General features: G+C 60.8%; 21 protein-coding genes. 16 read left to right on the top strand and 5 right to left on the bottom strand.

Going from position 1 to position 15014, the window contains the following annotated elements; all coding sequences use genetic code 11:
• Both SIC17_RS02650 and SIC17_RS02645 read right to left on the bottom strand, forming a co-directional pair.
• Entirely contained in the window at window positions 1-360 is a 360-nt protein-coding gene (locus SIC17_RS02650) for a DUF1428 domain-containing protein (RefSeq protein WP_412546313.1), read from the bottom strand.
• A 59-nt stretch (window positions 361-419) separates the two neighbouring features.
• Window positions 420-749, bottom strand: a complete 330-nt coding sequence (locus tag SIC17_RS02645; protein WP_291893408.1) for a HesB/IscA family protein — start codon at window positions 747-749, stop codon at window positions 420-422.
• A gap of 81 nt (window positions 750-830) precedes the next feature.
• Here SIC17_RS02645 and SIC17_RS02640 point away from each other — a divergent pair, with 81 nt between their 5' ends.
• The 11 genes from SIC17_RS02640 (at window position 831) to SIC17_RS02590 (ending at window position 9155) form a co-directional block, all read left to right on the top strand.
• Window positions 831-2021, top strand: coding sequence for a deoxyguanosinetriphosphate triphosphohydrolase (locus SIC17_RS02640; RefSeq protein WP_291893406.1), 1191 nt, complete (start codon window positions 831-833; stop codon window positions 2019-2021).
• Window positions 2022-2110: 89 nt separating this feature from the next.
• Complete coding sequence (locus tag SIC17_RS02635) at window positions 2111-2974, top strand: SPOR domain-containing protein (RefSeq protein WP_412546312.1); 864 nt, start codon at window positions 2111-2113, stop codon at window positions 2972-2974.
• Window positions 2971-3987, top strand: a complete 1017-nt coding sequence (gene nagZ / locus SIC17_RS02630; RefSeq protein WP_412546311.1) for a beta-N-acetylhexosaminidase — start codon at window positions 2971-2973, stop codon at window positions 3985-3987. Before SIC17_RS02635 ends, nagZ begins: the two co-directional genes overlap by 4 nt.
• A 7-nt stretch (window positions 3988-3994) precedes the next feature.
• The gene (locus tag SIC17_RS02625; RefSeq protein ID WP_291893402.1) at window positions 3995-4807 is read left to right on the top strand and encodes a segregation and condensation protein A; all 813 of its coding nucleotides are present in this window, start codon (window positions 3995-3997) and stop codon (window positions 4805-4807) included.
• Window positions 4800-5606 (top strand): SMC-Scp complex subunit ScpB, encoded by an 807-nt coding sequence (gene scpB / locus SIC17_RS02620; protein WP_412546310.1) that lies wholly within the window; start codon window positions 4800-4802, stop codon window positions 5604-5606. Before SIC17_RS02625 ends, scpB begins: the two co-directional genes overlap by 8 nt.
• Before the next feature lie 67 nt (window positions 5607-5673).
• Entirely contained in the window at window positions 5674-5892 is a 219-nt protein-coding gene (locus SIC17_RS02615) for a twin-arginine translocase TatA/TatE family subunit (protein ID WP_291893398.1), read from the top strand.
• 3 nt (window positions 5893-5895) lie between these two features.
• The gene (tatB, locus tag SIC17_RS02610; RefSeq protein WP_291893397.1) at window positions 5896-6300 is read left to right on the top strand and encodes a Sec-independent protein translocase protein TatB; all 405 of its coding nucleotides are present in this window, start codon (window positions 5896-5898) and stop codon (window positions 6298-6300) included.
• Window positions 6301-6302: 2 nt separating this feature from the next.
• Window positions 6303-7121, top strand: coding sequence for a twin-arginine translocase subunit TatC (gene tatC, locus SIC17_RS02605; RefSeq protein ID WP_412546309.1), 819 nt, complete (start codon window positions 6303-6305; stop codon window positions 7119-7121).
• Between the two features lie 68 nt (window positions 7122-7189).
• The gene (gene serS / locus SIC17_RS02600; RefSeq protein ID WP_412546308.1) at window positions 7190-8467 is read left to right on the top strand and encodes a serine--tRNA ligase; all 1278 of its coding nucleotides are present in this window, start codon (window positions 7190-7192) and stop codon (window positions 8465-8467) included.
• A gap of 2 nt (window positions 8468-8469) precedes the next feature.
• Window positions 8470-8862, top strand: coding sequence for a hypothetical protein (locus SIC17_RS02595; RefSeq protein ID WP_412546307.1), 393 nt, complete (start codon window positions 8470-8472; stop codon window positions 8860-8862).
• A complete protein-coding gene (locus tag SIC17_RS02590; RefSeq protein WP_412546306.1) occupies window positions 8862-9155 on the top strand; it encodes a hypothetical protein in 294 nt (97 codons plus the stop codon). Before SIC17_RS02595 ends, SIC17_RS02590 begins: the two co-directional genes overlap by 1 nt.
• 49 nt (window positions 9156-9204) lie before the next feature.
• On the opposite strand, the gene SIC17_RS02585 is transcribed toward SIC17_RS02590, so the two are convergent.
• From SIC17_RS02585 to SIC17_RS02575, 3 genes are all read right to left on the bottom strand, one after another.
• On the bottom strand, window positions 9205-9558 hold the full coding sequence (locus tag SIC17_RS02585; protein ID WP_412546305.1) for a RidA family protein: 354 nt from the start codon (window positions 9556-9558) through the stop codon (window positions 9205-9207).
• A gap of 68 nt (window positions 9559-9626) precedes the next feature.
• Complete coding sequence (locus SIC17_RS02580; RefSeq protein WP_291893388.1) at window positions 9627-10007, bottom strand: type II toxin-antitoxin system death-on-curing family toxin; 381 nt, start codon at window positions 10005-10007, stop codon at window positions 9627-9629.
• A complete protein-coding gene (locus SIC17_RS02575; protein ID WP_412546304.1) occupies window positions 10007-10234 on the bottom strand; it encodes a hypothetical protein in 228 nt (75 codons plus the stop codon). Before SIC17_RS02575 ends, SIC17_RS02580 begins: the two co-directional genes overlap by 1 nt.
• Before the next feature lie 134 nt (window positions 10235-10368).
• Here SIC17_RS02575 and surE point away from each other — a divergent pair, with 134 nt between their 5' ends.
• The 5 genes from surE (at window position 10369) to secD (ending at window position 15005) form a co-directional block, all read left to right on the top strand.
• Complete coding sequence (gene surE, locus SIC17_RS02570) at window positions 10369-11163, top strand: 5'/3'-nucleotidase SurE (protein WP_412546303.1); 795 nt, start codon at window positions 10369-10371, stop codon at window positions 11161-11163.
• Between the two features lie 18 nt (window positions 11164-11181).
• On the top strand, window positions 11182-11823 hold the full coding sequence (locus tag SIC17_RS02565; protein WP_291893385.1) for a protein-L-isoaspartate(D-aspartate) O-methyltransferase: 642 nt from the start codon (window positions 11182-11184) through the stop codon (window positions 11821-11823).
• Window positions 11824-11949: 126 nt separating this feature from the next.
• On the top strand, window positions 11950-12870 hold the full coding sequence (locus SIC17_RS02560) for a M23 family metallopeptidase (protein WP_291893383.1): 921 nt from the start codon (window positions 11950-11952) through the stop codon (window positions 12868-12870).
• Window positions 12871-13029: 159 nt separating this feature from the next.
• Window positions 13030-13320, top strand: a complete 291-nt coding sequence (gene yajC, locus SIC17_RS02555) for a preprotein translocase subunit YajC (RefSeq protein ID WP_291893381.1) — start codon at window positions 13030-13032, stop codon at window positions 13318-13320.
• 26 nt (window positions 13321-13346) lie between these two features.
• Window positions 13347-15005: a protein translocase subunit SecD gene (gene secD, locus SIC17_RS02550; protein WP_291893379.1), complete on the top strand. Its 1659-nt coding sequence runs from the start codon at window positions 13347-13349 to the stop codon at window positions 15003-15005.
• The last annotated feature ends 9 nt before the right edge of the window (window positions 15006-15014 follow it).

Below are 15014 nucleotides of genomic sequence, written 5' to 3'. Positions count from 1 at the left end.
TCAGCTCTGGCGAAGGACGATGGTTTCGAAGCTTCCAAAGATAAGGCGCTGGCCGTCAAAGGGCATGTTATCGGGTGTCATGCCGGACTGCATTTCGTCGGAAAGCGCTGGCATGGCCTTGTCGCGCGCCTCCTTGGAGGGCCATTCCACCCAGGAGAAGACGACCGTTTCCCCGTCCTTGAGCTTTACAGCTGCCGGAAAGGATGTGGTTTCACCCGGTGGGACATCCACGCCCCAGCATTCACGGACCGTGCTGGCGCCATGCTTGATGAAGAGTTCGGCCATGTCATTGGCGACCTTGACGTAATCTTCCTTGTTCGCAGTTCCGACCGGAATGACAAACCCGTCGACATAACTCATGGCATCCTCCCGAGGTTTTTCAGGAGTTTGGACCAGAGCGATTCAACCGTCGAGTGAAATCAGACGGAAAAACTCGTTCCACAGCCACAGGCCGCAGTGGCGTTGGGATTGTTGATCTTGAAGGCTGCGCCGATCAGCTCGTCGACATAGTCGATTTCCGAGCCTTCCAGGAAGGGCAGGGAGGCTTCGTCGATCAGCACGCTGGCGCCGTCAAGCTCGATGACCAGGTCGTCACCGGCTTTCTCATTGGCCAGGTCGAACGTATAGGAAAAGCCGGAGCAGCCGCCGCCGACCACGCCGACGCGCAGAAATTGCGCGTCCGCTTGGGCCGCCATGATGGTGTTGATCTGTTTAGCTGCCGAGGCAGAGAGGGTAACGCTGAGGCTCATCGTTTTGAAAACTGGCTATTTCCGATCGTGTGTCTATAGGTATATGGACCTCTCTGATGCCTTTAGGAAGGCCCCCATCTGATGACAATTGCGGCAACCGACCGGTCTCGTGCGCCCTATGCCTCCCATCCCTCGCAATCTCGCGGGCGATTTTTTGGTCAGGCTGACAGTGCCATGCGCAATGCATTCCAGCGCGATCGCGACCGCATCATCCATTCCGCAGCCTTTCGCCGGCTAAAGGAAAAGACCCAGGTTTTTGTGGCGCATGAAGGTGATCAGTACCGCACGCGTCTAACCCACTCGCTGGAAGTCGCGCAGATTGCCAGAACCCTGGCGCGGGCGCTGGGTGCGGATGAAGACCTTGCCGAGGCGCTCGCCCTGGCACACGATCTGGGCCATCCGCCCTTCGGGCATGAAGGCGAGCGTGTGCTGGCCGATCGCATGAAGGCGTTTGGTGGCTTTGATCACAACGCCCAGACGCTACGTGTGATCACCAAGCTGGAAGTGCGTTATCCGGAGTTCGACGGGCTCAACCTGACCTGGGAGAGCCTGGAGGGAATCGTCAAGCATAATGGCCCTCTGATCGGCCCCGGACGCGAGGTCGAGGATCTGGCCTGGGCGTTCACCGATTACGCACACTGGCAGGAATTGGAGCTGGATACGCATGCGGGGCTTGAGGCCCAGATCGCTGCGCTTTCCGACGATATCGCGTACAATAATCACGATATTGATGACGGTATCCGCTCCGGAATTCTGGAGGTGGAGCCGCTGCGAGAGATCCCGCTGATCGGCGGGATATTCGACCGGGTCGAACAGCGTTGGCCCGATATCAACAAGACCGTGAAGACCCATGAAGTGGTGCGCGAGCTGATCGGCATCATGGTCGGCGATGTGCTGGAGGAAACGCGCCGCCGTCTCGCCGTGCACAAGCCGGACAGTGCTGATGACCTGCGTCGGCTGTCCGAGCCGGTCGTGACCTTCTCCGAAGACATGATGGAAACGCTGGCCGTGCTGCGTCGCCATTTATTTGCCCACATGTACACGCACTACAAGGTAAATCGCATGATGAGCCAGGCTGGTCGCGTAACGCGTGATCTGTTCGATCTCTACCTGTCAGACCCGGGAGTGTTGCCAACGGAAGTCCAGGCGCAGTTCGAGGGACAGGGCGAGGAAGCGGCGGCCCGGGGCATCTGTGACCACATCGCGGCGATGACCGACCGGTTTGCGATGGAAGAGCATCGCCGTTTGTTTACCGTGCAGGGATATTTTTAGTCAGCGCGAGAGACGGGCATGCCAGATTTCAAATGCTATCTTGGAGCATCCTTTCCGATTCGCGAAAGCACTGAACAGGCCAGACAAGTATGACGGACGACGACGACTCCCGAATTGGCGCTTATGCGCCGCCGGCGGATGAATTTGAGACCTTTGATGCCCGCGAGGAAGAAAACCGGCGCGGAACCTTATTGTTGACAACGGCGATCGCGGTTCTTGTCCTGTTTGTCGGTGTCGTCTGGAGCGCCTTCAACCAGGGTGTGCGCGAGCGTGACGAAGCGCCGCGGCTGCTGGCCGAGGTCGAGCCCTATCGCGAACGCCCAGCTGATCCGGGCGGCGAACAGACGCCGGACACCAATCTGGATGTCTATAATCGCCTGACCGGTGACAATGATGGCGACGAGGATGTCTCGCCGCGTCCGGCAGCAGAGGAGCCGCTGGAAGACACGCGGCCGTCACTGCGCATCGAGACCGTTGATGCCTATGCCACGGAAGCTGCCCAGCCCGATACCAGCCAGCAGATCGAGGAAACTCCGCTGGAGGAACCGACCACGGATGTAACGCCGCGCCAGGCTCCGGACCGCCCACAGCGTCAACCGGATCCCGAGCCTGAGACCCGCGAGCCGGAGCCTCAGACCCGCCAGCCGGAAACCCGACAGCCGGATCCCGATCCCGAGCCGGTCATTCCGGCTGCGACACCTGCGGGTGACTGGGTCGTACAGATCGCCTCCTTCCGCTCCGTCGCGGACGCCGAAGCGGCCTGGCTCGCTTTCCAGGGACGTTTCTCGGACATTTCCAGCGGCCTCGGCCCGGATATCGCCTCTGTCGAGATTGCCGAACGCGGCACCTATCACCGCCTGCGCATTGCTGCGTTCTCCACGCGCGATGACGCGGTGAGCTTCTGCTCAACCCTGCAGGGGCGTGGACAGGACTGTCTGGTGGCGCGTCGATGACCGCCCGCGCCATGATTTACGGGCTCGGCGGAACCGAGCTCTCCAAGGACGAACACGATTTTTTCCGCGATGCCGACCCCTGGGGGTTCATCGTCTTTGCGCGCAATATCGACACGCCGAAACAGCTCGCTCGCCTGACCATGAGCCTGCGCGATTGTGTGGGGCGAGATGCACCGATCCTTGTCGACCAGGAAGGCGGTCGCGTGCGCCGCCTGCGCCCGCCGAACTGGCGCGAAATGGTGGCAGCGGAAGTCTATGCCAACCTGTTCAGGCGCGAACCGGAAGCGGCCATCGAGGCCGTCTGGCTGAACCACCGCCTGATGGCGGAGGAGATGCGCGCGGTCGGTATTGATGTGGACTGTGTGCCCTGTCTCGATCTGCGAATTCCGGGCGCAGATGCCATTATCGGTGACCGGGCCTTTGGCGAAACGCCGGAGCCGATCATCCATCTCGGCCGGGCTGCGATCGAGGGCGTCCAGGCGGGTGGCGTCGCGCCGATCATCAAGCATATCCCCGGTCATGGCCGAGCCGATGCGGACAGTCATCTCGAACTGCCCGTGGTCGAGGAAGAGCACGAGCTGCTCTCTGAAACCGATTTTGCGCCCTTCAAGGCACTCAATGATGCCGTCATGGCGATGACGGCCCACATCGTCTATCGCGATATCGATCCGGAGCGTCCGGCAACGACCTCTGATGTGCTGGTCAACCAGGTTATCCGCGAGGAGATCGGCTTTGACGGCCTGTTGATGACGGATGACCTGTCGATGAAAGCGCTGACCGGCACGTTCCGCGAGCGTGGCGAGGCCTCAATCGAGGCCGGCTGTGATCTTCTGCTGCACTGTAATGGTGATCCTGGCGAGATGCGCGGCGTGGCCGAGGCGGCGCCTGAATTTGCTGGCAAGGCGCTGGAACGCGCACAGGCGGCCGAGGCCGTGCGCGAGGAAATCGAGAGTTTTGACGCGCGTGAGGGCGAATCACGGCTGAATAGCCTGCTGGACCTGGTTTCCGCATGAGCAGGATGTGAGCGACGACTTCGAGGAAGACCTCCGCTTTGAGGCGGCAGAAGAGGCCGAGACAGATTCTCTTGTCGTGGATGTGGACGGATTTGAAGGTCCGTTACACCTGTTGCTGGCGCTCGCGCGCAAGAAGAAGATCGACCTCGCCAAAATCTCCATTCTTGAACTTGCCGAGCAATATCTCGCCTTCATGGCCGAGGCCCGCCGGCTGCGCCTGGATCTGGCCGCGGACTATCTGGTGATGGCGGCCTGGCTGGCGTTCCTCAAATCCAAGCTGCTTCTGCCCAAGCCCAAGAAGGATGACGAGGAGGCTCCGGCCGAGGTGATGGCAGCGGCCCTGGCGTTTCGCCTGCGCCGTCTCGAGGCGATGCGAGCCGCCGGCGAGGCGCTGTATGCCCGTCCCATTGCGCAACGCGATGTGATGATGCGCGGCATGCCGGAAGGTGTGCGGTCCACCCGTTCGGTCGTCTATGAGGCTGAGCTGTATGATCTTTTGAAAGCCTACGCCCATCGTCGTTCGCTCCAGGCGCGATCCACTTATCGGCCATACGTGCCCAAGGTGTATGGCCTGGAAACTGCAAGAGGCAGGCTGGAGGGGCTGATCCCGCAAGTGCGTGATTGGCAGGATTTGGATAGCCTTCTGCCGGAGGAGCAGGAGCTGGGCGAGGACCCGCCGCCGCGGCGGTCCGTGCGAGCCAGTTCGATGCTTGCTGCTCTGGAGATCACAAAAGAAGGCCGCGCGCGTCTCAGACAACGCGAGGCCTACGCACCGCTCTTTGTCCGGAGCGAGAAGCGGGATGAGGGAAAAGATGAGTGACGACGAGCAGGGCGCCCCGGAAGACCCGATTTCCCAGGCCATCGAGGCTCTGAAGGCCCAGGCCGCTCATCAGGGCCCGGTCGAGACGGAAGAAGATGTCGCCCAGACGCTGGGCCTGCGCCTCGCAGTCGACACCGAGCGCAAATACATGCGCATCCTGGAAGCGCTTCTCTTTGCGGCGGCCGAGCCGCTGGACGAGGAGACGCTGATCGGCCGTCTGCCACTGGAAGCGAATATCCCGTCCCTGCTGAAAATGCTGCAGGAAGACTATGCCGAGCGGGGCGTGCGGCTGATTGAAGTTGGCGGACGCTGGCGTTTCGAGACCGCGCCGGACCTCGCTGAAGTGCTCAACGAGGTGCGTCAGGAGCCGCGCAAACTCTCCCAGGCTGCGCTCGAGACCTTGTCGATTATCGCCTATCACCAGCCCGTGACGCGGGCCGAGATCGAGGAGATCCGTGGTGTCGCGGTGTCCAAGGGTACGCTGGATCTGTTGTTCGAGCTGCGCTGGGTGCGCCCGCGTGGCCGCCGTCGCTCGCCCGGGCGCCCGGTGACCTATGGCACCACGCCGCTTTTTCTAGAGTATTTCGGGCTCAAGACGATTGGCGACCTGCCGGGCCAGACCGACCTAAAGGCCGCCGGCCTGCTGGATCCGCGCGTGCCACCGGACTTCACCGTGCCGGACCCGGAGCGCCATATCGAGGAATCCCTGCTGGAAGACCCGATGGATGAAGAGGAGGCCCACGCCTTCCACATAGACTTCATGGCCGAGGATGAGACCCCGGAAACCGAAACACCCTGATTGAGGGGTTGGACGCCGCGCCACAACTGCTTTAGACCTGTTTCAAATGGTTTAGACGGAGGGCTTTATGGCTCCGGGTATGTGGCAAATCCTGCTTGTTGTTCTTCTCGCTGCCGTCCTGTTCGGCGGGCGCGGAAAGATCGCTGCGGTCATGGGTGATTTCGCCAAGGGCATCACCAGTTTCCGCAAGGGTCTGAAGGATGATGAGGACGAAACGGCAAACGACGCCGAAGACACCTCTGCCATTCGCGACGAAAGCCGCGACGACGAAAAAACCGGGAGCTAAGCCATGAGCCCCGGCATCGGCATGCCGGAAATGCTGGTGGTGCTGGTCCTCGCCCTTGTCGTGGTCGGCCCTCAGCAGCTTCCTGTTCTCATGCGGCGTGTGGGTCGCATGGTCGCGCAGGCGCGTGGCATGGCCAAGGAATTCCAGGCAAGTTTCGACGAAATCGGTCGCCAGACCGAGCTCGACGAGCTGCGCAAGGAAATCGAGGCCCTGAAAAACGCCAATCCGATCGAAGAGATCAAGGGCGAGATCGACCAGGTCGCGCTGGAAGCCCAGAATGACGAGATCCGCAAGCTGAAAATGGCCAAGGCGGACCCGTTTCCGCCGGCGCATCCGCGCAAGCCAATGTCCAAGCCTGTGAACAAGCCGGCACCCAAGCCGCAAATCGCTCCGGAAGACGAAGAATAGCCATGTCCCATATCGAAGAGGACGAGGTCGAGGCCAGCCGCGCGCCGTTGATGGAGCATCTCGTGGAGCTGCGCCAGCGCCTGTTGCTGGTCATCGCGTTTCTGGTGGTCGGGTTCGTCGGCTGTTTCACCTTCTCGACCACGCTGTACGAGCTCTTGCTGCTGCCCTATCAGGAAGCCGCTTCGGCGACCCGTGGCGTGCCTGTGGACGAACTGGATCTGACGGCGAATTTCTTCGCACCGCTGGAGTTTTTCTTCGTCCGCCTCAAACTCTCCCTGGTCGGTGCCATCATGGTGATCTTCCCGATCATCGCCTGGCAGATCTACGAGTTTGTCTCCCCCGGTCTCTACAAGAATGAGAAGGGTGCCTTTGCGCCCTTCCTGGTGCTGTCGCCGATCCTGTTCGGTCTGGGCGTCGCCTTTGTCTATTTCATCGTCCTGCCGATGGTCATGCGTTTCTCGCTGGGCCAGGAACAGGTAGGCGCGGATACAGGGCTCTCCATCGAGCTCCTGCTGAACGTCTCGGATTACATGAACCTGATCACCACGCTGATGCTGGTGTTCGGGATCTCCTTCCAGATGCCGATCCTGATGATGCTGCTGGCCAAGGCGGGGATCGTGCGTTCCACGACCATGCTCAATGGCTGGCGTTTCGCTGTTGTCGGCATTGCGCTGTTTGCTGCCTTTGCCACGCCGCCGGACCCGATCTCGCAGATCCTGCTCGGTGGTGCATTGCTGGCTCTCTACTTCCTCTCGATCGGGGCCATGAAACTCATGGAACCAAAGCTCGAGGGCGAAGAAGAATCCTCATCCGACAGCTGATCGGTTTACCTGCCCGCCGGGCAGGGTTATAGCCGCGTCACTATTTTCCTCCGTCCGGACCTGAACCCATGCATGATATCAAGCTGATCCGTGAAGAACCTGCCCAATTCGATGCTGGCCTGGCGAAACGCTCGCTTGAGGCCCAGTCCGGTCGCCTGATCGATCTGGACAAGAAGGTGCGCGAGGCCAAGACGCGCCAGCAGGAAGCCGAGACCGAGCGCAACACCCTGTCCAAACAGATCGGTCGGGCAAAAGCCCAGGGCGATGAGGACGAGTTCAATCGTCTGCGTGGCGAGGTCGATCGCCTGAAAACGGTGCTGGAAGAAGCCAGCGAGGAGGCGCGCCATTTCGGCGAAGCCCTCAATCAACACCTGGCAGCCCTGCCAAACTTGCCGGAAGACGGTGTGCCGCAAGGCGCGGACGAGGCGGACAACGCCGAAGTGCGCCGCTGGGGCGAGCCGAAATCCTATGATTTCAAGCCGCGCGATCACGTCGATCTCGGTGAGGGCCTGGGCCAGATGGATTTCGAAAAGGCGGCCGAACTGTCCGGTTCGCGTTTTGTCGCCCTGAAAGGCCCGCTGGCCCGTCTGGAACGCGCGCTCGCGCAATTCATGCTCGATGTGCACACGACCCAGCACAACTATACCGAGGTCAGCCCGCCTTTCCTGGTGCGCGACGAGGCCATGTTCGGCACGGGGCAATTGCCCAAGTTCGCCGAGGATCTCTTCCGTACGACGGATGATCGTTGGCTGATCCCGACCGCAGAAGTGCCGCTGACCAATCTGGCGCGCGACACCATCCATGACGAGACCGCTCTGCCGATGCGCATGACGGCCTTCACGCCGTGTTTCCGCGCCGAGGCCGGTTCGGCTGGCCGGGATACGCGCGGCATGATCCGCATGCACCAGTTCCAGAAGGTCGAGATGGTCTCCATCGTCGCGCCGGAAGAGAGCGAGGCAGAGCTCGATCGCATGACCGGCTGTGCGGAAAAGATCTTGCAGCTGCTGGATCTGCCGTATCGCGTCATGCTGCTGTGCACGGGCGATATGGGCTTCTCCGCCAAGCGCACCTACGACCTTGAGGTCTGGCTGCCGAGCCAGGACACCTATCGCGAGATTTCGTCCTGTTCGAACTGCGGTGACTTCCAGGCGCGCCGCATGAATGCGCGTTACCGCAAGGAGGGCGAGAAACGTCCGGCCTTCCTGCACACGCTCAACGGCTCCGGCGTTGCTGTCGGCCGGGCCATGCTGGCGGTGATGGAAAACCATCAGAACGAAGACGGCTCGATCACCATCCCCGAAGCCCTGCGCCCCTATATGGGCGGGCTGGAGATGATCGAGGCCTGATCATGGTGACAGGGCTGGATAACCGGGACAATATCGTCTCCTCCCTGACCCGCTTCATTCTCGAACTTGTCGCCTGGATTGCCGGACCGTGGGCCGTGTTTGCAGTCTATGGCTGGCCGGGCGCCGCGATCGCGCTCGTCTGCCTCGTGGCTTTGCCGGCGGTTTTCTCCACGCGGGGCGACAAGAAACATGTCATCATCCCGACCCCGGGCCCGATCCGCCTCTTGGTCGAATTCTTCCTGTTTGCCGTTGCCGGCTATGCCGCCTTGCAGGTCTGGCCAATCGAGGCTGTCTGGGCAGTCTGGGGCGCGATCGGCGTGGGTGTGCTTGCCGGGATGCCGCGCTCGATCTGCCTGTGGCGTGGGGCGCCGGGTGAGTATGAGGGAAGCTCCTGATGGTTACGATTGCTGGGTGGGGCGTGCTTGCTCTGGGTTGCACCTATTATCTGATCGTTTCTCTCTGGTACGAAAAGTTGTTGAGGAGCCAGTTTCCCGAGCACGGAGTCGATATTGGTAGCGGGAGAGTTCGCTATTTTCACCCGCTGCAAATGGGACGTTGGAAGCTGGATGAGTTTACAGAAGAAGAGCGGGAATTCTTGAACACGGCCAGGGGGGCAACCGGACCGGCCATCAATCTCGTCTGGGCAGGAGCTGTCCTGATCGTTTTGGGCGCTTTTCTACCGTTCTAGGAAATCTCGGACTTCCGTTCTGATCCGACTACGGGAACGGCGCACGTCGCTAATCCGCCACCGCCGCCACAGCCACGATCTCCACCAGGTCAGACCCTGCCAGTTGCGCGCCCACACAGGCCCGTTGAGGCCAGTTCTCCCGGCCGCCGATCCAGTCTCTCCAGATTGCGTCGAAGCCCGGCTTGTGGCTCATGTCGGAGAGGTAGACGGTGGCCTGCAGGAGCCCGGAGCGATCGGTGCCCGCTTCGTGCAGATGTTTGTCCAGATAGGCCAGACACAGCCGGGTCTGTTCGGCGATGTCCTCGCTGTCCGAGGCGGCCGTGGCCACGGTGTAGACGAGGCCGTTATGAACGACGATGCGGGACCGCCCCGGAACTGAACCGGGGAACCGCTGGATAGTCATGATCTTCTCCCTTTGTCGCCAGTATGGGCGCAGACTTGGGGAAGGCAGCAAGTTAAGGAGCAGACAGCTTATTCGGCCGGCAAAACCACGTGTTCGCGCAGCCAGGGCTCAAGTTTCTCGAAGCTGAATGTGCCGGTTTCGTAGAGGTCGAGAATGAAGGTGATTGCTGTCTCCACATCGGCAGTCAGTTCATAGCCGTTGAGCCCCAGAAAAATGTCCATGGCGGCGAATGCGGTGCGCTTGTTTCCGTCAACAAACGGGTTGTTCTGGGACAGGCTTTCCCAGAGTGCGGCGGCCTCCTCGATGATGTCGCGATAATATCCGGTCTGCGGGCGGTGTAGCGCGGCTTCGAGCTGACCCGGGTCACGCAATCCCCTGGCGCCTCCAAACCGAGCGATCTGGGCCGCGTGGATTTCGAGGACCAGTTCGACCTCGAGATAGTCCCGCATCACTCGGCCAGCTTTTTGTAAAGTGCGTCGTATTTGGCCATCGACTTTTCATGCAAGGCCATGGCGCGCTCGCGCTTGGATCCCGCACGCTTCTTTTCGAGCATCGAGGCAACGGCTTCTTCGACAAGCGTCTGGATCTGTCGACCCTCGGCCTTTGCAAGGTCGCGCAACTCCGCCAGTAAGGCGCTATCGAGCTGGGTTGCAAACTTCTCTCGCTGGACTGTCATGCTGACCTCGTGAGTTCCATCATGATGTATCATGATATCACAAGCCGGAGAGCCAACAAGTTTTCCGCAGACGATGCGATGGCCATGCGGACAAATTGGTCTAGAACCAGTCCCGGACAACCGACGAGGCCGCCATGATCCCTGACAATCCCCGCATCCTTTTGACCAATGATGATGGTATCCGTGCCCATGGCCTGAAATCGCTGGAGAAGATCGCCCGCGAGCTGTCCGATGATATCTGGATCGTGGCGCCGCACGAGGAGCAGTCCGGGGCCGGGCGTTCGCTGACCTTGCACCAGCCCTTGCGGGTACGTCAGTGGGATGAACGGCGTTTCTCGGTCACCGGTACGCCGACGGATTGTGTGCTGATGGGCATCCAGGACCTGATCCCGGATCGCCAGCCGGACCTGGTCCTGTCGGGCGTCAATCGTGGTCAGAACATCGCGGAGGATGTGACGTTCTCCGGTACGGTGGCCGGTGCCATGCAGGGCATGCAGCTGGGCATTCCGTCCGTGGCGTTGAGCCAGGCCTATGGATTCAAGATCGATTCAACGATCCACTGGGAAACCGCCGAGACCTATGCCGCGCCCATCCTGCGCCGCCTGTTCGACCTGAAATGGCCGGAACACGTGCTGATCAACGTCAATTTCCCGGATTGCCCGCCGGATGATGTCACCGAGGTCGAGGTGACCCGTCAGGGTCAGCGCGACCAGCACATATTGCATGCCAAGAAACGCACGGACCCGCGCGGGGTCGACTATTACTGGCTGGATTTCCACGGCAAGCTGTCCAACCCGCCGGAGGGTGTCGATCTGAAAGCCATCTATGACGGCAAGATCTCGGTCACGCCGCTTCACATGGACCTGACACACGGCGAGACTCTCGGCAATCTGAAGAGCATGCTGGGTGGCGTGCCGCCCAAATCCTGACGCTGAGAAGGCTGGTCGATGTCGTTTCCTGATCCCCGGATGATCCAGCTGGTGATGTCGCTGCGCGGTGGCGGGGTAACGGATATGGCTGTTCTGGCGGCGATGGAGCGGACACCGCGCGAGGTTTTCGTTCCGGAACGTTTCTCCGACCAGGCCTTTGATGACCGGCCGCTGCCGATTGACTGTGGCCAGACGATCTCCCAACCGCTGATCGTCGGTCTGATGACCCAGGCCCTGAAGATCGGCGACCGCGACAAGGTGCTCGAGATCGGGACCGGGTCGGGCTACCAGGCCGCCATTCTCTCCAAGCTGGCAAGGCGTGTCTATTCGGTCGAGCGCTATCGCACCCTCTCAAAGATCGCCGAGGAACGGTTCCACGGGCAGGGCATCAACAATATCGTCACACGCATCGGTGACGGCTCGCTGGGCTGGCCGGAACAGGCGCCATTTGATCGCATCATCCTGACCGCCTCGGCGCCCAAACGCCCGGACAGGATCCTGGAACAGCTCAAGGATGGTGGCATCGCCGTCGCGCCTGTGGATCGTGACAAGGAGCAGATCCTTGTGCGTTACGACAAACAGGACGGTCAGATTACTGAGACGGATCTGATGACGGTGCGTTTCGTGCCGCTGGTAAAGGGCGTCGCCAAGGCGATGTGAGCCAGGGTGTAGCCGGTGATTCAATATTCGAATCACAACGCGCTTTCCTGCCTATGGATAACCGCTGGTTAAAACTTCTCTGGCTTGATGGGCTGTAACTGTTCATCCGGAGATCCGTCCGAACCCATGCGTCTGCCCGTTGTCATAAGCCTTTTTGCTGCGCTGAGCGCCAGCCTGTCGGCTTGTGCGGCGACCAGCATTCGTGAGCCGGCACGGGTCCAGTATCGCAATGCCTCGCCCTATACGACGGCGTCCGGTGCCGTGGTGCGCCGCGATTGTCGCAATGGCTATGAGGTGCGCGGGGGCGATACATTGTCCGAGGTGGCCGAGCATTGCGGTGTCCCCATGCGCGAGTTGGCCGAGGCCAATGGCCTGAACCGCCCCTATACGCTGCGGGTTGGCCAGCGCCTGGATATGCCGCGCCCGCCTGTGCATGTCGTACAGCGGGGCGAGAACCTTTACCGTATTGGCCTTCGCTACAATATTCCCTTCCAGCAACTGGCCAGCCACAATGGCATCGGTGCACCCTACGAGCTGGAAGTCGGTCAACAGATCCGTTTGCCGATTGGTGCCCGTGCCAGCAATGTCTCTGCGTCCAGCACGCGTTCCACCAGCAATACCTCACGCAATACCCGCAACGCCCGTGTTGAACGGTCCGAGCCGGCCGCCAATGCCCCGCGCTTTGACTGGCCGATCCGTGGCCGGGTGATTTCCAGCTTCGGCCGCACGTCTGAGGGCGGTCGCAATGACGGTATCAATATCGAGGTTCGCCACGGTGCCGAGGTGCGGGCGTCTGCAGCCGGCCAGGTCGTTTACGCGGGTGGTGAGCTGGATGGTTATGGTCAGCTGGTGCTGATCCGTCACTCCAATGGCTATGTTACTGCCTATGCGCATAACAGCCAGTTGCTGGTGCGCGAGAGTGACCAGGTCGAGCGTGGCCAGGTGATCGCGCGCGCCGGTTCAACCGGCACAGTGGACAGTCCGCAGCTTCATTTCGAGATCCGCCGCGGCGTGAATCCGGAAGACCCGATGGCGCATCTGCGCTGATGCCAAAAAGCGCCGTGACGCTGATGAACGAAAATCAATAACCGCTTGGCCTTGTTGCAAGTGTCCGGGACACCGATATAGTCCCGGCCAACTTCTTTTGGGCCGGATTCTGTCCGGCAGCAGACAATAGCGGGAGCTTACGCTCAAATGACACCGGAAATGACGCAAACAATCATCATGTTCGGCCTGATGATTGCGGTCCTCTACTTCTTCATGATCCGTCCGCAGCAGAAGCGCCAGAAAGAGCACCAGGCTTTGCTGGAAAGCCTGAAGAAGGGTGATGAGGTCGTGACGCAGGGCGGTATGATCGGCAAGGTGACCAAGGTTGCTGAGGGCGAAGTCACCCTTGATGTTGGCGAAGGCGTCAAGGTCAAGGTGGTCAAGTCGACCGTTCTCGACGTCCGCAATCGCACCGCTCCGGCTGCTGCGAACGACGCCGAAAAGTCCTGATTTCCCAGAATATTGGATAGTCCGCCATGATGCACTTCGGGCCTTCGAAACTCATCACGATTTTGCTGGTCGTCCTTTTGGGCGTCCTGTTTTCCGTGCCCAATGTCGTGCCGTATGAACAACGGTATCAGCTGAATGATGCGGGCGAATACGAAGCCCAGGGCGTCTGGCGCTATATTCCAAGCAGTTCGGTTAATCTCGGTCTCGATCTGCAGGGCGGTTCCCACATCGTCTTCCAGGTCAATATGGCTGAAGTCCGCGATCAGCAGCTCGAGGCATTGCGTTCCGATGTCGAGCAGGCGCTACGTGTCGATGGACGCCGCATCTACCGTTCTGTAGCCGTGATCGGCGATGAGGTCGTGGCCATGACGGTCCAGGCCGAGGATCGCGACACCGCTCTGCAACGCATGCAGGATCTGTCCGAACCGGTCGACCAGCAGCCGGGCGCCTTTTCTATCGACCAGACCCTTGAGGTGGTCAGCGGTGGAGCCGACGAGCCGAATGTGGTGCGCGCACGGATCACGGACGAGCAATACGCTGCCATCGAGAGCCGTACGGTTCAGCAGTCGATTGAAGTTATCCGCCGTCGCCTGGACGGCATGGGTACGACAGACCCGACCATCGTTCGTCAGGGCGACAGCCGGGTGCTGGTTCAGGTCCCCGGTGCCGATGACCCGCGTGCGATCATTGAACTGGTTGGCGCTTCTGCGTCCATGAGTTTCCACCTGGTGGATGAAACCATCGATCCGGGTATCGACGGGCAGGCCCGGGTTCCCCCGGGGCGCGCGGTTTTCCCGGTCGCCTCCAGTGACGGCGGTGGTTTTGTGGTTGTTCACAGCCGCGCAACGCTGACCGGCGATAATCTTGCCAATGCCAGTGTCACCACCCACCCCAACTATGTCGGCCCGGTTGTCGGCTTCCGCCTCGATACGCAGGGTTCACTGGTTTTCGGTGAGTTGACCCAGCAAAATCGCGGTCGCCGGTTTGCTATTGTACTGGATGGTGAGGTGATCTCCTCGCCGCGCATCAATGAGCCGATCCTGTCCGGTTCCGGTGTGATCGGTGGCGGTTACACCTACGAGTCGGCTACGAACCTTGTGATCCTGTTGAACGCCGGTGCACTTCCGGCGTCGCTGACACCGGTCGAGCAGCGCAATGTGACGCCGAGCCTCGGTGCGGACCAGATCGAGAGCGGCCGCCTGGCCGTGATGATCGGTTTTGGCCTCGTGATTGTCTTCATGGTCGCGGCCTATGGCATTCTTGGCCTCTTCTCCACGCTGGCCCTGCTGGTCAATGTGGTGTTGATCCTGGGCGGGTTGTCCGGACTTGGGGCAACGCTGACCCTGCCGGGTATCGCCGGCATCATTCTGACCATTGGTATGGCGGTTGACGCCAACGTCCTGATCTATGAGCGCATCCGAGAGGAATCGCGTAAGCCGAACTCTAAACCGGCCAAGTCGATCGAGACGGGCTATCAACGGGCCCTGGCGGCCATTCTTGATGCCAATATCACGACGCTGATCGCCGCAGGCGTTCTGTTCATGCTCGGTGCCGGCCCGGTCCGCGGTTTCGCGGTTACCCTGGGCATCGGTATTATCACCTCGGTCTTCACGGCCTTTGTTTTCTCCCGCCTGCTTGCGGTTGTCTGGTTGCGTGCAACCAAGCCGCAGAAACTGCCGGTTTAAGGGAGGGTC

Origin of the sequence: Maricaulis sp. MIT060901 (assembly GCF_047123815.1) — a bacterium.
Taxonomy (GTDB): Bacteria; Pseudomonadota; Alphaproteobacteria; order Caulobacterales; family Maricaulaceae; genus Maricaulis.
The sequence above is the reverse complement of the archived record's forward strand: the minus strand, read 5'-3'. Positions and strand labels throughout refer to the sequence as shown.